At 60.1% G+C, this 19,374-nt stretch carries 16 protein-coding genes; 9 read left to right on the top strand and 7 right to left on the bottom strand.

The window, feature by feature from the left end; all coding sequences use genetic code 11:
• Positions 1-16: 16 nt before the first annotated feature.
• Positions 17-823 carry a Ku protein gene (locus J5274_RS05585; RefSeq protein WP_142823811.1) on the top strand — a complete coding sequence of 269 codons (807 nt, stop codon included), beginning with the start codon at positions 17-19 and terminating at the stop codon, positions 821-823.
• Positions 824-840: 17 nt separating this feature from the next.
• Here the strand turns inward: J5274_RS05585 and J5274_RS05580 are convergent, their stop codons facing one another.
• The 4 genes from J5274_RS05580 to glgX form a co-directional block, all read right to left on the bottom strand.
• Positions 841-1,674, bottom strand: a complete 834-nt coding sequence (locus J5274_RS05580) for a Ku protein (protein ID WP_142823810.1) — start codon at positions 1,672-1,674, stop codon at positions 841-843.
• Between the two features lie 2 nt (positions 1,675-1,676).
• On the bottom strand, positions 1,677-1,928 hold the full coding sequence (locus tag J5274_RS05575) for a hypothetical protein (protein WP_142823809.1): 252 nt from the start codon (positions 1,926-1,928) through the stop codon (positions 1,677-1,679).
• Positions 1,929-1,999: 71 nt separating this feature from the next.
• Positions 2,000-3,034, bottom strand: a complete 1,035-nt coding sequence (locus J5274_RS05570) for a DNA topoisomerase IB (protein WP_142823808.1) — start codon at positions 3,032-3,034, stop codon at positions 2,000-2,002.
• A 12-nt stretch (positions 3,035-3,046) separates the two neighbouring features.
• Positions 3,047-5,212, bottom strand: coding sequence for a glycogen debranching protein GlgX (glgX, locus tag J5274_RS05565; protein ID WP_142823807.1), 2,166 nt, complete (start codon positions 5,210-5,212; stop codon positions 3,047-3,049).
• 355 nt (positions 5,213-5,567) lie between these two features.
• Here glgX and J5274_RS05560 point away from each other — a divergent pair, with 355 nt between their 5' ends.
• The gene (locus tag J5274_RS05560; RefSeq protein ID WP_142823806.1) at positions 5,568-6,398 is read left to right on the top strand and encodes an MBL fold metallo-hydrolase; all 831 of its coding nucleotides are present in this window, start codon (positions 5,568-5,570) and stop codon (positions 6,396-6,398) included.
• On the opposite strand, the gene J5274_RS05555 is transcribed toward J5274_RS05560, so the two are convergent.
• A complete protein-coding gene (locus J5274_RS05555) occupies positions 6,395-7,141 on the bottom strand; it encodes a polysaccharide deacetylase family protein (RefSeq protein ID WP_219274800.1) in 747 nt (248 codons plus the stop codon). The two genes, J5274_RS05560 and J5274_RS05555, sit on opposite strands and share 4 nt — an antisense overlap.
• Positions 7,131-8,225 (bottom strand): glycosyltransferase family 4 protein, encoded by a 1,095-nt coding sequence (locus J5274_RS05550; protein WP_142823804.1) that lies wholly within the window; start codon positions 8,223-8,225, stop codon positions 7,131-7,133. The genes J5274_RS05555 and J5274_RS05550 overlap by 11 nt, the downstream gene beginning before the upstream one ends.
• Before the next feature lie 231 nt (positions 8,226-8,456).
• Between J5274_RS05550 and J5274_RS05545 the strand changes: the two genes are divergently transcribed.
• Positions 8,457-10,181, top strand: coding sequence for an adenylate/guanylate cyclase domain-containing protein (locus J5274_RS05545; RefSeq protein ID WP_142823803.1), 1,725 nt, complete (start codon positions 8,457-8,459; stop codon positions 10,179-10,181).
• A 28-nt stretch (positions 10,182-10,209) separates the two neighbouring features.
• On the top strand, positions 10,210-11,085 hold the full coding sequence (locus J5274_RS05540; RefSeq protein ID WP_142823802.1) for an FkbM family methyltransferase: 876 nt from the start codon (positions 10,210-10,212) through the stop codon (positions 11,083-11,085).
• Between the two features lie 3 nt (positions 11,086-11,088).
• On the opposite strand, the gene J5274_RS05535 is transcribed toward J5274_RS05540, so the two are convergent.
• Entirely contained in the window at positions 11,089-11,568 is a 480-nt protein-coding gene (locus J5274_RS05535) for a class I SAM-dependent methyltransferase (RefSeq protein WP_142823801.1), read from the bottom strand.
• 156 nt (positions 11,569-11,724) lie between these two features.
• Here J5274_RS05535 and J5274_RS05530 point away from each other — a divergent pair, with 156 nt between their 5' ends.
• The 5 genes from J5274_RS05530 (at position 11,725) to J5274_RS05510 (ending at position 19,356) form a co-directional block, all read left to right on the top strand.
• Entirely contained in the window at positions 11,725-12,954 is a 1,230-nt protein-coding gene (locus tag J5274_RS05530) for a DUF3095 domain-containing protein (RefSeq protein WP_219274799.1), read from the top strand.
• A 117-nt stretch (positions 12,955-13,071) separates the two neighbouring features.
• Positions 13,072-14,412 (top strand): adenylate/guanylate cyclase domain-containing protein, encoded by a 1,341-nt coding sequence (locus tag J5274_RS05525; RefSeq protein WP_142823799.1) that lies wholly within the window; start codon positions 13,072-13,074, stop codon positions 14,410-14,412.
• Positions 14,413-14,565: 153 nt separating this feature from the next.
• Entirely contained in the window at positions 14,566-16,452 is a 1,887-nt protein-coding gene (locus tag J5274_RS05520; RefSeq protein ID WP_142823798.1) for an ABC transporter ATP-binding protein, read from the top strand.
• On the top strand, positions 16,446-18,365 hold the full coding sequence (locus J5274_RS05515; protein WP_142823797.1) for an ABC transporter substrate-binding protein: 1,920 nt from the start codon (positions 16,446-16,448) through the stop codon (positions 18,363-18,365). The genes J5274_RS05520 and J5274_RS05515 overlap by 7 nt, the downstream gene beginning before the upstream one ends.
• Positions 18,358-19,356: an ABC transporter permease gene (locus J5274_RS05510; RefSeq protein WP_142823796.1), complete on the top strand. Its 999-nt coding sequence runs from the start codon at positions 18,358-18,360 to the stop codon at positions 19,354-19,356. The genes J5274_RS05515 and J5274_RS05510 overlap by 8 nt, the downstream gene beginning before the upstream one ends.
• Positions 19,357-19,374 lie beyond the last annotated feature (18 nt).

The following is a 19,374-nucleotide window of genomic DNA, read 5'->3' as shown; positions in this document are numbered from 1 at the left end:
GGGATGGAGACAGATTTTGGCAAAACAGCCCCGATACTGGAAAGGCTATTTGAAACTCTCCCTGGTGACCTGCCAGGTATCGCTGACGCCGGCGACGACGGACAATGCCAAGATCAGGTTCAATGTGATCAATCGGAAGAGTGGAAACCGGCTGGAAAGCCACTACATCGATTCCGGCACCGGCAAGCCTGTGCCAGACGATCAGCAGGTGAAGGGTTACGAGCGCGGCGACGACGATTACATCTTCCTCGAGGACGAGGAGATCGAGGCTGTCGCCCTCGAAAGCAATCGCGCCATCAGTATCGACACCTTCGTGCCAAAAAACTCGATCGACTGGATCTACTACGACGCTCCGCATTTTCTGGCGCCTGAGGACAAGGTGGGTCTGGAAGCCTTCTGCGTCATTCGGGAGGCCATGAAGGCCAGCGGGGTGGTCGGGATCGCGCGCCTTGTGCTGAACCGGCGCGAGCGTGCTGTGTTGCTGGAGCCGAGCGGCAACGGCATTGTCCTCTGGACGCTGCGTTATGGCGACGAGGTGCGTGAGCCGGACAAATCCTTTGCAGTGGCAGAAAAGCCGGAAGCAGAGGCACTTGTCCTGATGAAGACGCTGATCGAAAAGCGCAAGGTGGACTGGTCTCCCGAGTTGACGCTCGACCCTATCCAAGACAAACTCGCAGCATTGATCAAGGCGAAGAAAAAGGGACGCGGCAAGAAGCCGGCACCTGCTTGCAAAGAAGCTCCCGCGACATCTGGCAACGTCATCAACATCATGGATGCGCTGAAGAAGAGCATCGAAGCAAACCAGACACCCAAGGGGCGATAACTCGGCCAAAGAACTGATTAGCCGGCTTTCTTTGTCTGCGCTGGCGCTTTCTTTGTCTTTGCCCCGGGCTTGGGCTTCGCCATGCCCGCGCTCTCGCGCAAGGCCTGCATGAGATCGACGACCTTCTCTTCTTTTACTGGCGGCTTCTTCGGCAGAGGCTTGCCCTCCACCTTCGCCTTGACCAGTTCCACCAATGCCTCTTCGTATCGGTCGTCAAAGGCGGAGGCGTCGAAGGTGCCCTTCTTGGTATCGATGATGTGGCTTGCCAGCTCCAGCATTTCCCCTGTCACCTCGAGCTCGGGTATATCCTCGAAGGCATCGGCCTCGGAACGGACCTCGTAGTCGAAATTGAGCATCGTGGCGACGAGACCTTTTTCATAGGGACGAACCAGCAGCGTCCGGTACCGGCGGAATAGGACAGCGTGGGCGAGAGCGGCAACCTTTTCCCGATTCATCGCTTCGATCACCAGCGCCAGGACCTCGCGATCATCGTCACTGACCGGGATCAGGAAATAGGGTCTGTCGAAATACAGCCGGTCGATATCGTCCCAGCCGATAAAGCTTTCGATCGACAGGACCTTATCACTTTCGGGCACTATCGAGGCGAGCTCGTCGCCTTCCATGACGAGGTACTCACCATCGTCCAGCAGGTAGCCTTTGATCTGATCGTCCCGCTCCACGGGCTTGCCTGTCTCGCTGTCGACGAACTGGCGCTCGACGCGATTGCCGGTCTTGCGATTGATGATGTGGAATGAAAGACGTTCGGAGGACGATACCGCAGTGTAGAGCCCTACCGAGCAGCTTAGTGCGCCGATGGTCAACTGCCCCTTCCAGCTTGCTCGTGCTGTCATGATCAGTGTCCGCGACGACGGTTGTCTAAGGCGACGATCTTTTCGACAGCAGCCAGCTCGTCACTGCTGGCAGCGGGCACGGCATCGCCAGCGACCGCCTCCAGAACCGCGCTCGACAAGGTGCCGTTATGGATGAGCCATTCCAGCGCCTCGCGGGTTTCACGTTCCGCCTTTAGCTGCGCGTAAAGCGCGACTATCAAACGATCGCGGGGATCCGGCTGCCTGGAGGCCTTGCTGTCTTGGACGTCTTTCATCACTACCTCCACAACGCATTGTTCAGGTTGCAACTGCTGCAGGGGCAAATGGTTCCTGGAGCCAAGACCTACTATGCCGATGGACTGCTCTCTTCACTGCGCCTGATCAGAAAATCGAGCAATCGGTTTTCGTCAGCCCGAAGACCACGCAGGGGTTCGACGAGGGGCGCGAAGACCTCTTCGTCGAGAGAATGCTGCTTGTCTGCAAGAGCAATTATCGACGGATGTATGTAGCTCGAACGTGAAATTGCCGGCGTGTTGTGGAGCACCTCGGCAGACGCCTCGGACATTTCCTTGACCGTCGGCCGCATGCCTTTTTCCAGCGCATTGCGGGCGGAGGTGAAGGCGGCGAGCGAGCCACCCCAGGTTCGAAATGTCTTTGCCGAGACGGAAAGGCCGGAGATTTCTCCGAGGTAAAGATTGAGGCGGCCCGAATCGATTGGTCTCAGCAACCCGTGTTCGTCTTTCCAAGCAAACAACTGGCGACCGGGCAGATCGGCGATCTCTTCCAGCATCCTTTGCAGACGCGGATGTTTCAGGCTCCGCTGCACCCTCTTGCCACCCTTGGCGATGAACCGAAGCTCGATACGCCCGCCGTTGAGTTTAAGGTGGCGTTTCAGAAGAGTGGTCGCGCCATAGGTGCCGTTTTCGCGCGCATAGCTCTGATTGCCCACGCGCAGATGGGCCTCGTCGAGCAACGTGGCCAACGCAGCAAGGACACCGTGGATGTCATCCATGCCACCATCGAGGTGACGCAGGACGGCGCGGCGCATTTTCGGTAATGCCTGACCGAATTCGATGAGCTGGTGGAATTTCTCCACGCTCCGGTGCGACTGCCACTCCTTGTGGTAGCGGTACTGCTTGCGTCCGCGCGCATCCATGCCGGTTGCCTGCAGGTGGCCGTTTTCCTGCAGGCAGATCCAGACATTGTCATAGGCGGGCGGAAGACCGAGCGACGCGATCCGCTTGCGATGGACCGCGTCGTTGAGCACGCTGCCGTCCGGCAGCCTGTAGGAAAAGCCTGTGCCTCTTCGATGGCGGCGTATACCAGGTTCGCTGTCGTTCACATACACAAGACCAAGATCTGTGATCGATATTTCGCTCATCGAAGCTGCCTGCTATTTCCTGTCGGGTTGAGCCTGACGACCAAAGTGGAACCAACGCTTGCGCTCGGCAGTCTTCGGCTGATCCGGCTCATCGGCTTTCGGTGCGAATACCGCGACACTCGCGGCGTAGACGACAACCGTGTTTTCAACCTCATGGGTTTTGAAGGTTTCTTCCGTGCCAGTATCCACGACGCGGCACCATTTTTCACCCTCCCCCAATTCAGGAAGATGGAATTCACAGTCGCCGCCCGCATTGAACACCATGAACAGGTCGTCGAGGACTTCGCTATCGGTAGCATGGACACTCTTACCGATGTAGACACCCAGGACGCGCAATTCGCCATCATCCCAGGCGCCGTCGTCCATCTGGTTGCCGTCGGGCTTGAACCAGGCGATCTCAGCGCGACCGTCTTCCGAGGTGTCACCGGTCAGAAAGCGCTCCTGGCGAAGGACGGGATGAGCCTTCCTGAAGGCGACGGCCTTTTGGCAGAATTCGAGGAAGGGATCTTTCAGACCGTTCCAGTCCGTCCAGCCGATCTCGTTGTCCTGGCAATAGGCGTTGTTGTTGCCACCCTGGCTGTTGCCGACTTCATCGCCACCGACAATCATCGGCACGCCCTGGCTCAGCATCAGCGTCATGATCATGTTGCGACGGCGACGGGCGCGGGCAGCGTTGATCTCGGGATCGTCTGTCGCGCCCTCAACGCCCATGTTGTCCGAGTGATTGTCGGAATGGCCGTCATTGTTGTTTTCGCCGTTGGCCTCATTGTGCTTCTCGTTGAACGACACGGTGTCCATCAATGTGAAGCCGTCATGGGCGCTAAGCAGGTTGATAGACGTGGTAGCGCCACGGTCGGAGTGGTTGAACTGCCTTGCCGAGCCGGCGAGACGCGTCGCAAGCTTTGAAATCTGACCGCCCTCGCCTGTCCAGTAGGTCCGGACGGTGTCGCGGAACTTGTCGTTCCATTCGCGGAAGGGATAGGGGAAGCCGCCAACCTGATAACCGCCCTCGCCGATGTCCCACGGCTCGGCAATCAGCTTGACGCCGGCGAGGACCGGATCCTGGCGAATTGCGTCGAAGAAGCCGCCCTGGCGGTCGAACTCCATTTCCTCGCGGCCGAGCGTGCTCGCCAGATCGAAGCGGAAACCGTCAATGTGCATGACGCCGACCCAGTAGCGAAGGCTGTCGAGCACCATGCGCAGCACCATCGGATGCGACACGTTCAGGGTGTTGCCGGTGCCCGTGGTATCAAAGGTGTGGCGCTGATCGTCCGGCGACAGGCGATAATAGCTCTGGTTGTCCAGCCCCCTGAAGCTCATCGTAGGTCCGCGTTCGGAACCCTCTGCAGTGTGATTGTAGACGACGTCCATGATCACTTCGATGCCGGCGGCGTGGAACTTGCGCACCATCGTCTTGATTTCGGTGATCTTGTTGCTCGACATGAAGCGGTTCATCGGCGCGAAGAAGCCAAGGGTCTGGTAGCCCCAGTAGTTGCGGAGGTTCTTTTCCTCGAGGTAGCGGTCATCGACGAAGGACTGGATCGGCAAGAGCTCGATGGCAGAAATGCCGAGCTTTGTCAGGTGCTCGATAATCGGATCGCTGCACATGCCGAGAAAGGTGCCGCGCAAGGCGTCAGGAACATCCGGGTGGGTCATCGTCATGCCGCGGACATGGGCTTCGTAGATAACGGTTTCCGTCCAGGGGCGCCGGATTGCCTTGTCTCCATCCCAGTCGAAATCAGAATCCTGAACAACGCCCTTTACCATGAACGGACCGCTGTCACGCTCGTCGAACGAGAGATCGCCATCCTCGGCGCCAATCGTATATCCGTAGAGCGCGTCATCCCACTTTATGTCACCAATGATCTGCTTGGCGTATGGGTCGAGAAGCAGCTTGTTGGGGTTGAAGCGGTGGCCATTGGCTGGATCGTAGGGGCCGTGAGCGCGGTAGCCGTAGACCGTGCCTGGGCCGAGGCCGGCGATATAACCCGACCAGATATCGCCTTCCCGCTTTGGCAGCGCCATGCGGGCTGTTTCCGTCTTGCCGTCATCCGTGTAGAGGCAAAGTTCAATCTTCTCGGCATTGGCCGAAAACACCGCAAAATGCGTTCCGGCGCCGGTGTATTCGGCGCCGAGTTCCGGCTTCATGAAGTCTAGTTCCGAGAATGAAAAACTCATAAGGATAGGTCCGTTCTTGGGTTGGTTGTCAGATCAGGCAAACGCGCCCATCGCTTTGTCGAGCACAGGCGCTGCGGCATTATGCGATGAAATATCGACAAGGAGATGATGCACCGTTTGCAAAATTTCTGGATCGGCAGGCATTACGATGCCGACAATTTAAACGTTAAGAAGATGCTTAGGTTCCCGCGAAAACGCACAAAGCCGACCTTACGCGCGCGCGCCGAAGGTCGGGGCCGGGTTTTCGGTGATTTGGTTTTCGCCTGATGGAAACTTTTATGGAAATTGCTGGCTTCGCACGGAGGAAAAAGTGTGGTTACGTTGTCGGCAATGGGGAATTGGTATAAAAACGAGCATGAAAAGCGATCTGCTTGAACTCAAATTCTGGGGCGTCCGGGGAAGTATCCCGGTTTCCGGCCCGGAATTCGAGCGTTACGGCGGCAACACGTCCTGCATCGAAATCAAATTTGGCGACAGGCACCTGCTGTTCGACGCTGGCACAGGCGTGCGCGAAGCGTCGGCTGCGCTGCGACAGGGCGGAGTCACGGACATCGACCTGTTTTTCACCCATTCCCACTACGACCACATCATAGGCCTGCCCTTCTTCGAGCCCATCTACAATCCAAACGTCACCGTCAACCTGTGGTCGGGACATCTCGCCGGCAAGACGACCACGAGAGGCATGATCGACCAGTTCATGCGGCCGCCATGGTTTCCAGTCGAGCCTGATATCTGCCGGGCGACACTCGGCTTTCGCGATTTCAAACCCGGCGACGTGATCGAGCCCCATGCGGGGATCGTCATCCACACCGCGCTGCTCAATCATCCAGGCGGGGCCGTCGGCTACCGCATCGAATGGGCCGGCCGGATCATCGCCCTTGTCTATGACACCGAGCACCGCGACGACCAGATCAACGAAGCGGCTCTGGCCCTGATGCAGGGGGCCGATCTGGTGGTCTACGACACGACCTATACAGAACCGGAAATGACGAAATATCGCGGGTTCGGCCATTCGACCTGGGAAGAAGGCGTCAAGCTCGCGAAGATGGCCGGTGTCGAGCGCATGGCCCTCTTTCACCATGCTCCATCGCGCACGGACGACGAACTGGACGCCATGCAGGCAAAGGCTCGCGAACGTCTTCCTGGCGCATTCGCCGCGTTCGATGGCCAGACGGTGACTGTTTAATCCAATAGCTCGCCCAGCGGATGCCAGCGCGCGGCGTCGCTGGTAGCCGTCACTTCGAACAGCTTTTCCATGAAATCCCAACAGGCTTCGTCGTGCACGAGATGATGGGTCAGAAATCCGATCGGCTCATCGCTGCCGTCCATGCGACGTGCGAGTTCGGCGACCAGCAGATCCACGAGGTCCGCGTGAGGGCGGCAACGGCCTGCTGACCAATCCATGATGTCGACATGGGTATTGATCAATTCGATAGGGCTGGCGATGTCTGCCTTGCCATAGACGGATGCGGCGCGAAAGCCGAGAGGCTTCAGTTCGGGCAGCAGTGTCTTGTCGATGCGGTTCCATGGCGGGACGAGCACTGGATCGAGCCGGGCGGCATAGAGCGCTCGGAGTTTGGCCAGACCGTCACCGAGTTCTCCAAGCACGACGTCGGCCGGGCGATCCAAACCGAGTTCGCACTTCTTGCCACCGCTGCCGGCATGGTTTTCGTGGCTCCAGCCGTGAACGGTCACGGCGGCGTGGGTCTCGCCCTCCAACCTGTCTGCCAGCGGCTGGCCGGTGAAGGCGGGAATGACGGCAAGGCTTAGCGGCACCGAGGCATGCCTTGTCATGTCCAGCAGCCTCTCGAGCGCCGGCGTCGGTTGGATAGCATCGTCATCGCGCAGCCATAGCCGAGCGCTGCGGTTTGCATCGGACATCCTCTCGAGTACGTTGCCCAATTTTTCCCAGTGCGGCTCATCGCGCATATCGTTCTCCCAGATGCTGGTGCAAGAGCGCGTCCAGCCGGCTCGATGCGGCCTCCAGCGACCGTTCGGCAAAAATGAACTGACGCGCGGCGGCCCCCATCTCCCGGCTGCGCTGGGGATCGTCGAGAAGCTCGGCAATCGCTGCCGCAAATGCCTGCACATCCCCATCCGGCGTCAGAATGCCAGTTTTGCCGTTCACGACGACTTCCGGAACACCGGCCGTTGCCTGGGCAACGACGGGAAGACCTGCTGCCTGGGCCTCGAGATAGGCGAGACCATAGGCCTCGCCGCAGCCCGGCCAGACATAGATACCGCCGCGTGAAAGCTCGACGGCGAGTTCGTCAACATTTTTCTGGCCGAGCCAATCGATGCGCTGGTCACCGAACGTTGCGAACATTGCCTGGACGTCCGGACGTTTGGGGCCATCGCCAATGATCGTCAGCGTCCAGTCCTTCTCGCGGATCAAATCGAGCGCGCGCGCCAGCATCGCGTAGCTGTCGAGCTTGTCGCCATCGCGCATCATCGCGACAGTTATCAGCCGGTGGGGCGCCTCTGTCGCGGGCGACGCAAACTGCGCCGGGTCGATGAACGGGGGAAGGTGAGCATACACACCCTCGGGAATGGCTTTCATCAGGCCGCACCGATCGCGCTCGGTGAAGCAAAAATTGACGGCAGCCTGGCGCACGGCATCAGCAACAAGACGCTGGTTTTCGCGCCAGCCCTGCTCATCCCGGCGCCCGGAATAGGAGGCTTCGGCGGTGACATAGGGGATACCGAACACACGTGCCACAGCCGGACCGATCTGGTCCGGCGTCTTGTAATAAGGATGGTAGGTGAACCAGAGCTGTGGCCTGGTTGATGTCGGCATTGCCACAAGGCGCGCGATCTCCTCGCCGGCCTTTGTCGTCATTTGCGCGCGCAAATCCGGATCCGGCGTTGCCGTGAAACTGCGTAGTTCGGACACAACCTCGACGCTGTGGCCTGCCATTTCGAGCGCTGCGATCAGCTGCCTCGCCATCAGGCGGTCGCCAGAGGGGACGGCATGGTGGGGCGATTTTAGCGGCGCATAGAAGGCAATTTTCATGGCATCGCCAGTTTGTTGACGTTTCCCCTGTCGCGTTGCCGTCGAACGGCGTGGAAAACCCATAAAGCCTTCGTGAACGACAGGATGATGCGACCTTGTATTGCGGGGTGATCCTCGACAGCTTCCCGGTTATTCGCTAGATAAACCATAGACAAATGTGGCATGTCGATATTCATGGCCGGTTTTGGTTAGCCTATCAGAGCGCATTTGTGAACAGCCATCCAGAGGCGGATTGAAACCATAGCGGCGCGACATACCCTGCTTTCCGACCGATCCATCCGGAGAGCCAGACTGGGCTCGGGTCTGGTCGTGTTCCTGTTCGTGCTGATGCATATCAGCAATCACGCGCTCGGGCTGATCTCCGTTCATGTAGCGGAAAAAGGTCGCCTTATCTTCCTGCTGATATGGCGCAATCCCATCGGCACCGGCCTTTTCTACGGTGCGGTCGTCATCCATGTCCTTCTGGTGTTCCGGGCGCTGTATCTTCGCAGGACGCTCCGGATGCCGGTCGGCGAGGCCTTCCAGATTATCACCGGGTTGCTGGTGCCGCTGCTGCTGATCGACCACGTCGTCGCCACGCGGGTCGTCTACAGCCTCTACGGCTTTGCCGACACCTACCATTCCACCGTCCGGTCCCTATGGGTCAACTCGCCCTACGTTGGCATGCGACAGGCGATCGCACTGGTCGTGGTCTGGGTGCATGGATGCATCGGGCTGCATTTCTGGCTGCGATATCGCCCATGGTACAGCCGCCTCGCACCTGCCCTGCTGGCGTTCGCAATCCTCCTGCCGGTGCTGGGTTTGCTCGGTTTTGCGGCGATGGGCCGCAATATCGCCTACCAGATCGCCCATGAAGTCCCCAACGGCTATCCCGGCGGCTATTACGGGGCCCGGGAGGCTGCAAGCGTCGCAGGCTCCGCACCCCGCGGCGTGTCGGAGGCGCTTGCCCCGTACCGGTTGGCGCTCTACGGAATCCTCGCTGTCTCGATCATTGGACTGTTCCTGCTGCGGGCCAGACGTCGATGGAGCGAGCGGGCGCACCAGATTACCATTCGCTATCCCGGCGGCGAGACCATCGAGGTGCCGCGTGGCTTTACAGTGCTCGAAGCCAGCCGCCTCGGGGGCATTCCGCATTATTCGATCTGTGGTGGCAAGGGGCAATGTTCGACCTGCCGCGTCCAGGTGCTCGAGGGTGGCAAGAACCTGCCGCCGCCTGATTCCCTCGAGCAGAAAACCCTGACCAGGATTGGTGCGGCACCTGAAGTCAGGCTCGCCTGCCAGCTGCGCCCGCCCCATAACGTCACCGTCGTGCCGATGCTCGTGCCTCTCGCCGAGACGGCCATTCCCACCTTCAGCCAGGCGGCAAGCCCGGGTCGGGAGCGCGAGATCGTCGTTTTGTTCTGCGACATCCGCCATTTCACAACGCTTACCGAATCGCGTCTGCCGTTCGATATCGTGTTTCTGCTCAACCGCTATTTTTCCATCGTCGGGCGCGTCATCGAGGAGCAAGGCGGCCGTATCGACAAATTCATCGGTGATGGCGTGATGGCGCTGTTCGGCCTTGGCACTACGCCGGAGATTGCCTGCCGGCAGGCGCTGAAGGCTGCAGCTGCGATTGTCGTCGAGCTCGACAAGCTGGCGGCGGAACTGGCGGATGAACTCTCAGCGCCCCTTCAGATCGCCATCGGCATCCACACCGGGCGGGCCGTTGTCGGATCGATGGGCTATGGCAACGTGAAATCTCTGACGGCAATCGGCGATACGGTCAACGTCGCGAGCAGGCTCGAGAGCGCTGCCAAGGAGTTCGAGACCGCGCTTGTATTCTCGGAGCCGGTCGCGCTGCTCTCCGGTGTCGACACTGCAGGCATCGAGAGCCGTGAGATCGCCGTGCGCGGTCGTGCGCAGCCGCTGCAGGTCTATATCGTGCCGAAGAGCGAGTGCCGCCGCTTTGCATGAGCGGGCGGCCGGTGTAGGGAAGGCGATGATGAGCCCTCTCCTTTGGATACGCAAAAACTACAAGCGACGCCTGCGCAAGCTGCGCGACCGTCTGGCGACGCGCCTGTTCGACATGCCGTTCGGCCGCAAACTGCTGATCGGCGGGATAGGGTCGCGGGTTTTGACGCTGACGGTCGACTGCGGCGATCACATCATGAGCGTTTCGCCATCGGACTATATCGGCCGCAAGGTGTTCCGGAAGGGGCATTTCGAGCGCGACCATGTAGACCGCCTGCTGGCTGTATTGCGTGAGCGCGGATTGCAGCGCCGCGGTGACGTGTTGCTCGAACTCGGCGGAAATATCGGCACGCAGACCATCTACTTTGCCCTGAGCCAGGCCTATCGCCGGATCGTCACGGTCGAGCCGGATCCGCGCAATGTCAGGTTGCTCAGCTGCAATATCCAGCAGAACCAGCTCGAAGACCGCGTCACGCTGGTCAATTGCGCTGCAGGCGACCGCACTGGCAACCTCGAATTCTTCCAGCATCACAGCAACCATGGCAAAAGCAGCGCCATCAGCAAGGCCGGCGGATCCTTGAAGATCTCCGTTCCGGTCAGGCCGGTGGCGCAGATCCTCGAAGAGGCCGGCGTGGCGGTCAGTCAGATCGGGCTGATCTGGATGGACATCGAAGGCTACGAGCCGGTGGCCTGTCGCTCGATGCACGCCCTGATGGCTCGGCGCGTGCCGCTTTACATGGAGTTCACGCCGGCATTCTACGGGCCGGAGCAGGCTGCCGACTTCAAGCGGCAGCTGGCAGGCTTCTACCAGACCTGCATCATGTTCAGCGAAGATCGTCAGATCGACATGCAGGTCGACGAGTTGCCGGTTACCGGCGAACAGTTCGATGTGCTCTTTTACGGCTGAGTCTTATCTGCGGCGATAGATAAAATAGCGATCCTCGTGGATGCCATCCGGCAGCGGAAGCGGCTGCAGGTCGGCGTGGACAAGCGGCAGGCCGCTGACTGCCACGCCACCCGATCTCAGCACACCGGCCATCAACTGGGGCAGCCAGCGCAGCGTGATCTCGTCCTTGTCAGGGTAGCCGGTGCCGATATCGGCGTGGGCGAGTGCCGCATCCACACCGAGAAATGCCTGGGCCGTCTGCTGGATTTCGCCAAGCACCAGATCTTCCGGCGCCGGCATCGAATGGGCGGAGGCATTGGCGGCGCGGTCGAAGGCAATGATCCGACGCCCGGGAAAACGCTCCCTCAGATGATCGAAGGTGCGACCGTTGCCCAGCCCCAACTCGAGGATCGGGCCTTCGAGAGCGGCGACATCTCTGGTCAGATGATCGAGTATGTCGCGCTGGGCGCTCAGGCGTCGAATGAAACTGTCGAGGCGGCTCATGGTCGGGAATTTCCAGGGTTGGCAATTGAGTGTGTCCGCCTAGCAGGTCAGGACGGCCCCGTCGACAGGACAACGACGTTTTCGGTCTGTCGCGTCGCGTGCAACTCATCCGTCACTGCACTCGTTCAACATAAAGGGATATGATAGGGATGGATTATGGACGATTTGACACATGATGCGTTCTTCAGTGCCCTGCCGGTCTTCACCCGCTTCGAAGGGGTGACGGACGACGGCAACTATCGTCCCCTGCCCGACGACTGGTATCTGGCTCTTGCCGATATTGTCTCCTCGACGGAAGCGATTGCAGCCGGTCGCTACAAGGCCGTCAACATGGCCGGAGCCAGCGTCATCTCCGCCGTTCTCAACGCACTCGGACGCGCCGACTATCCTTTCGTATTCGGCGGAGATGGGGCGTGCATCGTCATTCCGTCGAGCGGCCTGGACCGCACACGCCAGGCGCTGGCCTCCGTGCAATCCTTCGTGGCCGCCGACCTGCACCTGAGCCTGCGATGCGCGCTCGTGCCGATGGCCGACATCCGGGCACAGGGAATGGACGTTCGGGTGGCGCGTTTCAGCCCGACGGATTTCGTCTCCTACGCCATGTTCGCTGGCGGCGGCACGACCTGGGCCGAGGCGCAGATGAAGGCCGGTAACTACGGTGTCGAAGCCGACCAGACGCAGATGCGTCCGGACCTGACCGGTCTTTCCTGTCGCTGGAACCCGATCGAGGCGCGCAACGGCGAAATCGTCTCTGTCATCGCGGTACCGGATGTGCGCGGCCATGGTTTGGAGTTCCAGAGCCTCGTCGCCGGCATCATTGCAATCGCCGCCGAGCAGGGTCGCGATGGCCATCCGGTGCCGGTCGACGGCCCCGAACTGGGTCTGGCGCTTGGCGGGGTGGCGGACGAAGCGCGCGCGACGGCCTCGGACAGACGGATCCTGCGCCGCAAGCTCGCCATCGCCGCACAGATCGGCCTGACCATCGCCCTGCACAAGCTTAGGCTCACGCTGGGGTCCTTCGATGCACGCCGCTACAAGCGGGACGTCGCGGCCAATTCCGATTTCCGGAAATTCGACGACGGCCTGAAAATGACGATCGACCTCGATGCCGACCGCCTCGCGCGACTGGAGAAAATCCTGAAGGAAGCGGAAGCAAAGGGTATATGCCGCTACGGATTGCACCGGCAGGCCTCGGCACTGATGACCTGCTTCGTGCCGACGCCCCTGTCGCGCGACCACATGCATTTCATCGATGGCGCCAATGGCGGCTACGCCATGGCTGCCGCGGATCTTCGTGCCAGCCGCAGTCTGGCGCCGAGATGCCCGCCGGAAGCTGGTCGACTATTGCATCGGGCCCGGTCTGACACTGTTCGTCAGGAGGAATAGTGTTTTACGCGACAGGCTTTACCGTGCCCATTGCCTCAACCTGAAATGTTCTTATCTGCCTCCGTAACAGTTGCCCCTTGCACCCGGCAACCGACGCCACTCCAGAGAACCGCTTGCATGACGAACTCCTTTCCCAGCGTCTCCGACATTTTTCTCGACAAGGTGGCGGAGTGGTTGACGCAGGCGGCGCTGACGGGCGAAAACCTCGAGAACGTCGTGCGCGGCTTCTGTGACCGTATTTCCGCATCCGGCCTGCCGATTGCCCGTGTGCATCTGACATTTTCGATGCTGCATCCACTCTATGATGCGCTGGGATTCACCTGGCGTCGCGCCAGCGGGCTGACGATCGAAGGTTATCGCCACTCCGGCGAAAAGCCGGAGCGGTTCCTGCAAAGCCCCTATTACCATCTGCTGACCAGCAATCTCGACTATATGCGCCGCCGCATCGACGGCGACGGGCCGCTTGACTTCCCGATCTTCGAGGAACTGCGCAAGGAGAAAGTCACCGACTACATAGCCTTCGTGCAGACCTTCGGTGACGGCTCGGCGCAAGGCATGATGGGTTCGTGGGCAACGGATGGCGCGAGCGGCTTCAGTGAAGAGATGATCGGTGCCCTGTTGCGGATGCAAAACCATCTGGCGCTGGCAGCCAAGATGGCGGTGCTCGGCAAGCTCGCCAACAACATGCTGACCACCTATCTCGGAGGCGATGCGGGCAGACGCGTGCTGAACGGCCAGATCCGGCGCGGCGACGGCGAGACTATCCGCGCCGCTTTGGTGATGGGAGACATGCGTCAATCGACGGTATTTGCCGAGAAAGAGGGGCGCCAGGCGTATATCGACACGCTGAACGCGTTCTTCGACGCGATAGCCGCGCCGTTCAACCGGAACGGCGGCGAAATCATGAGTTTTCTCGGGGACGGATTTCTGGCGGTGTATCCCTGCGACAGGCACAGGGACCCGTCGAAGGTTGCCTGCCGGGCAGCGCTTGCTGCCGTCGCGCAGGCGCAGATGCGTGTCGCGCAACTGAACGAGGATCGCCTGTCCAGAAAGCTAAACCCGATCCGCTATGGCATCGGCTTGCATGTCGGCAATGTTATGTTCGGCAACGTCGGCCTCAGGGACCGGCTGACATTCTCCGCGTTCGGCTCCGCCGTCAACGAAGTGCAAAGACTGCAATCGCTGACCAAGAAGTATTCCCGCGAAGTGGTCGCCAGCAAGGCATTCGTTGGCTATAGCGGCGGCGATTGGGTAACGCTCGGCGAAGAAAAGCTTCGCGGCGTACGGCAGAAACTGACTGTACTTCACCCGAAGCCTGTTGTTACATCGCAGGGTGATCAGGATGTTTTCTACGATGCCGCGACGGACGGGTTATCCGAGGCAGAGCAAGTTATTCTTCTGCATCGCGACGCCAAGAAACAGGATATCCGGCGGCAACCCGGAAAAATCGTCCAGTAGAGCCAAGCATAAGCTCCTTCGCGCCATTCTGATAGGTATCTGAAGACGAAGCAGATTTCTGTCGGGAGACTGGAACCGGCGAACTGGACACCCGTTATAGCCTACGTTAGTGTGCCGGCGCGGGTCACAGGTGATACGGGGAAATTCTTTTGCATGGCGCCTGAGACGGACTTGCTGCGTATCGAAAATCTCGACGTATCGTTTTCGCTTTACGGCGACAAGCTCTCCGTCGTCAAAGGTGCCAGCCTTCGGATCCTACCGGGCAAGGTGACCGCACTGGTCGGCGAATCCGGGTCCGGAAAGTCGATCATAAGCCAGGCAATCATGGGCATTTTGCCCACTCCGGCTGTTGCATCCGGCAGGATTTTGTTCACCGACCCAAAAAACGGCGTCACCACCGACATCTTGAGCCTGTCGCGCGACAGCGCCCCCATGCGGGCTCTTCGCGGCGGGAGGATGGCGACTATTTTCCAGGAGCCGATGACGTCGCTGTCCCCGCTTCACACGGTTGGAAACCAGATCAGCGAAGCGCTTCGGATACACAGCACCGCGACCAAGGAAGAACAGCGCCTCAAGACCGAGGAAATGCTGGAGCTCGTGGGCTTTCAGGACCCCAAGCGTACCTTCAACATGTATCCGTTCGAGCTTTCCGGCGGGATGCGCCAGCGAGCGATGATCGCCATGGCGCTGATCTGCAGCCCGGCGCTGCTGATCGCCGACGAGCCGACGACGGCGCTAGACGTGACCATCCAGGCACAAATCCTCACGCTGCTCCGCGATCTGCAGAGCAAGATGCAAATGGCGATGCTGCTGATCACCCACGATCTCGGCGTGGTCGCGAATATGGCCGACGAAGTGGTTGTCATCTACCACGGCGAGGTGATGGAGGCCGGTCCCGTCGAGACTATCTTCAGGAACCCGCAACATCCCTATCTGAAGGGACTGATGTCCGCCGTACCGCATTTCGACATGAAGCCCGGTGAGCGGCTGAAATCGCTGCGCGACGTGCCTGTCAACATCGATACATTCTCCGCAAAGCGCAAGAGCGAGCCGGCAGGACCGGAAGTGCTGCTGACGGTCCGCAATCTTGCCAAGACTTACAAAACAAAAAAGCGCGGTCTGTTCGACAGGGGAGCCGGCTCCGAGATGCGTGCTGTCGACAATGTTAGCTTCGATATTCGTCGGGGCGAATGCCTGGGACTGGTTGGCGAAAGCGGCTGCGGCAAGACGACGGTCAGCAAGATATTGATGCGCGCCGTCCAGCCGGACAGCGGTACCGTCGTTTTCAACGACGGCCACGGCGATGTCGATGTGCTGGCTGTGAGCGGCGACGAACTGATGGAATTGCGCACCAACATACAGATGGTGTTCCAGGACCCGGTTTCGTCGCTTTCGCCGCGCATGACGGTGCGCAATATCCTCAGCGAGCCTCTGGAAATACACGGGCGCGGCGATAGCGCCGGCCGCAAGCAGAAAGTCTCGGCGCTGATGCGCGCGATCGGCCTCGACGAACGCTACCTCAGCCGCTATCCACACAGCTTTTCCGGCGGGCAGCGCCAGCGTATCGGCATCGCCCGGGCACTGGCTCTCGGTCCGAAGCTGCTGATCCTGGACGAACCGGTGTCGGCGCTCGATGTCTCCGTGCAGGCGCAGATTCTCAACCTGCTGAAGGACCTGCAGAAGGAACTCGGGCTCACCTACCTGTTCATCTCGCACAATCTGGCGGTCGTCGATTACATGGCCGACCGCATTGCCGTGATGTATCGCGGACGCATCGTCGAGATCGCCCCCAGGGGCATCATATTGCGCGACCCCGTGCATCCCTACACCCGGTCGCTGCTGTCAGCCGTCCCCTTCCCCGACCTCGATCGTCCCCTCGACTTTGCAGGGCTGCAAGCGGTCGGCCCGAGCTCGAAGCGGGATTGGGGTCCGAACTTCGCCGAGGCCGAAGGCGAAGAACTTGCCTACGCAGATCTCGGCGATGGCCATTTCGTTCGCGCCCATCGCGACGCCAACATCCAGGAATTGCGCACGTGGTAACCCGTCGGACGTTCCTTGGTGCAATTGCCTCGACCATGCTGCCGACGTTTTCGGCGCGCGCTGCAGATCGCGATATTGAGCCGGAATATCTTCGGCCATGGCTGGATGCAGCCCAGATGCCAGCTATGGCCGACCGCCTGCCGGACCGCCCTCGGGTTGTCCAACTGAAGGCGATGGGGCGCCAGCCCGGCCAATATGGCGGCTCGGTGCGGACCATCATCGGTGGGCAGAGCGATCTCCGGTTCATGACGATCTACGGCTACGCGCGACTGATCGGCTATGACGAGAAGTTGCAGATGCAACCGGACATTCTCGAATCCTATGACATCGAAGACGACCGGGTCTTTACCTTCCACCTCAGGCCCGGCCATAAATGGTCGGACGGCGCGCCGTTCACCGTCGACGATTTTCGCTACTGGTGGGAAGACGTCATCCTCAACAAGCAGCTCACTCCGGGCGGCGGCGCCCTGGAACTGAGGCCGCATGGCAGCCTGCCGAAGTTCGAGGTGATCGATTCCCTGACGGTGCGCTACTCCTGGGACAAGCCGAACCCCAATTTCCTGCCGATCATCGCTGCCCCGCAGCCGTTGGTGCTTGCCGGCCCCGCTCATTACCTCAAGCAGTTTCACAAGAAATATCAGGACGAGATCAGGCTGTCTTCGCTCATGAAGGAAAATCATGCGCGCAAGTGGCAGGAGATGCACATCAAGATGGGTCGCGCCTACCGTCCGGAAAATCCGGCCCTGCCGGTGCTGGATCCCTGGCACAACACCACCGCGCCACCGGCCGAGCAGTTCGTTTTCGAGCGCAACCCGTATTTTCACCGGGTCGACGAGAACGGGCGGCAGCTTCCCTATATCGACCGCTTCGTTCTGAATGTCAGTTCGTCGTCGATAATTGCTGCCAAGACCGGTGCCGGCGAAAGCGACCTGCAGGCGACCGGCATTGATTTCGACGATTATGCGTTCCTGAAAGACGCCGAAAAGCGCTACCCGGTGAAGGTCAACCTCTGGAAAATGGCGCGCGGATCGCGCGTGGCGCTGCTGCCGAACCTCAATTGTGCCGACAAGGTCTGGCGCGAAGTGTTCCGCGACGTCAGGGTACGCCGGGCGCTGTCCATGGCGATCGACCGTCACGAGATCAACATGGCGGCTTTCTATGGCCTAGGTGCTGAAAGTGCCGACACCGTGCTGCCCGAAAGCCCGCTTTTCAAGCCGGAATACGCCAAGGCCTGGGTGAACCATGACCCGGCCCAGGCCAATGCCCTGCTCGATGCTGCTGGCCTCGACAAGCGCAACGCAGACGGCCTGCGCCTGCTGCCCGACGGGCGGCCGATGGAAATCACCGTTGAGACAGCGGGCGAAAGCACGCTCGACACCGATGTGATGGAGCTGGTCACCGACCACTGGCGGAAGATCGGCATTGCGGCCTTCACGCGCTCCTCGCAGCGCGACATCTTCCGCAGCCGGGCGATGGGCGGGCGCATCATGATGTCCATCTGGTACGGGCTCGACAATGGCGTACCGACGGCAGACATGAACCCCGGCGAACTGGCACCGACGATGGACGACCAGCTTCAATGGCCGCTCTGGGGCATGTACTACCTGTCCGGCGGAAGCCAGGGGGTTGCCCCCGATGTTCCCGAGGCTGCGCAGCTGAACGAACTCCTGGCACAATGGGGTATCGCGGCCTCATTCGAGGAACGGACGGAAATCTGGCAAAAGATGCTGGCCATCTATACCGAGCAGGTATTTTCGATCGGATTGATCAATGGCACCCTGCAGCCAATCCTGCACTCCAGGCGGCTGCAGAACGTGCCCGAAAAGGCGCTCTACGGTTTCGATCCGACATGCTTCCTCGGCATCTACATGCCCGATACCTTCTGGCTGACGGAGGACCATCCCCGTGCTTAGATATATCGTCTGGCGCATCGCCGTCATGGTCCCGACACTGCTGGTCATCTCGATGCTGGTATTCACCATCATCCAGCTGCCCCCGGGCGACTTCTTCGAAAGCCAGATTGCCGAACTTCAAGCACAGGGCGAGACCGCCAACCTTCAGGAAATACAGGAGCTTCGCAAGGAATACGGCCTGGATAAGCCGGTGGCGGTCCAGTACGTCTACTGGGTGGCCGGCATGCTGCATGGCAATTTTGGCTATTCCTTCGAGTATCAGCTACCCGTCTCCCAGGTGGTCGGCGACCGACTGTGGCTGACTATCCTCGTGTCGTTCACCACTATCCTGCTGACATGGCTGATCGCGTTTCCCATCGGCATCTATTCGGCGACGCATCAGTACAGCTGGAGCGACTACAGCCTGACGTTTCTCGGGCTGCTCGGGATCGCCATTCCGAACTTCATGCTGGCGCTCATCCTGATGTATTTCGCCAATGTCTGGTTCGGCGTCTCCATCGGCCACCTTATGGATCAGAAATATCTGTCCCAGCCGATGAGCTGGGAGAAGGCGAGTTCCATCCTCTCGCATCTGTGGATCCCCGTCGTCATCGTCGGCACGGCCGGTACCGCAGGCATGATCCGGAGGCTGCGCGCCAACCTGCTTGACGAGATGCAGAAGCAATACGTCATCACCGCGCGGGCCAAGGGTCTTCACCCGCTGCGTGCGCTGATCAAATACCCGCTACGAATGGCCCTCAACTTTTTCGTCGCCGATATCGGTTCGATCCTGCCATCGATCATCTCGGGCGCTGAAATAACAGCGATCGTCCTGTCGCTGGAGACCACCGGGCCTATGCTGATCAAGGCGTTGCAGAGCCAGGACATGTATCTTGCCGGATCGTTCCTGATGTTCCTTGCCGTCCTCAATGTCATCGGCGTGCTGATTTCCGACATAGCCCTTGGCTTTCTCGACCCCCGTATCCGCTTGCAGGGCAGGAGCATCCGTTGACCTCATCCTTGCCAGAAC

This window comes from Rhizobium sp. L51/94, assembly GCF_019355555.1.
GTDB classification, from domain to species: Bacteria; Pseudomonadota; Alphaproteobacteria; order Rhizobiales; family Rhizobiaceae; genus Rhizobium; species Rhizobium rhododendri.
The sequence above is the reverse complement of the archived record's forward strand: the minus strand, read 5'-3'. Positions and strand labels throughout refer to the sequence as shown.

Bases quoted from the DNA above. Each gene is read 5' to 3' on its own strand.
- J5274_RS05580 (WP_142823810.1), bottom strand. From the start codon at position 1,674: ATGACAGCACGAGCAAGCTGGAAGGGGCAGTTGACCATCGGCGCACTA.
- J5274_RS05575 (WP_142823809.1), bottom strand. From the start codon at position 1,928: ATGAAAGACGTCCAAGACAGCAAGGCCTCCAGGCAGCCGGATCCCCGC.
- J5274_RS05570 (WP_142823808.1), bottom strand. From the start codon at position 3,034: ATGAGCGAAATATCGATCACAGATCTTGGTCTTGTGTATGTGAACGAC.
- glgX (WP_142823807.1), bottom strand. From the start codon at position 5,212: ATGAGTTTTTCATTCTCGGAACTAGACTTCATGAAGCCGGAACTCGGC.
- J5274_RS05560 (WP_142823806.1), top strand. From the start codon at position 5,568: ATGAAAAGCGATCTGCTTGAACTCAAATTCTGGGGCGTCCGGGGAAGT.
- J5274_RS05555 (WP_219274800.1), bottom strand. From the start codon at position 7,141: ATGCGCGATGAGCCGCACTGGGAAAAATTGGGCAACGTACTCGAGAGG.
- J5274_RS05550 (WP_142823804.1), bottom strand. From the start codon at position 8,225: ATGAAAATTGCCTTCTATGCGCCGCTAAAATCGCCCCACCATGCCGTC.
- J5274_RS05540 (WP_142823802.1), top strand. From the start codon at position 10,210: ATGAGCCCTCTCCTTTGGATACGCAAAAACTACAAGCGACGCCTGCGC.
- J5274_RS05535 (WP_142823801.1), bottom strand. From the start codon at position 11,568: ATGAGCCGCCTCGACAGTTTCATTCGACGCCTGAGCGCCCAGCGCGAC.
- J5274_RS05530 (WP_219274799.1), top strand. From the start codon at position 11,725: ATGGACGATTTGACACATGATGCGTTCTTCAGTGCCCTGCCGGTCTTC.
- J5274_RS05525 (WP_142823799.1), top strand. From the start codon at position 13,072: ATGACGAACTCCTTTCCCAGCGTCTCCGACATTTTTCTCGACAAGGTG.
- J5274_RS05520 (WP_142823798.1), top strand. From the start codon at position 14,566: ATGGCGCCTGAGACGGACTTGCTGCGTATCGAAAATCTCGACGTATCG.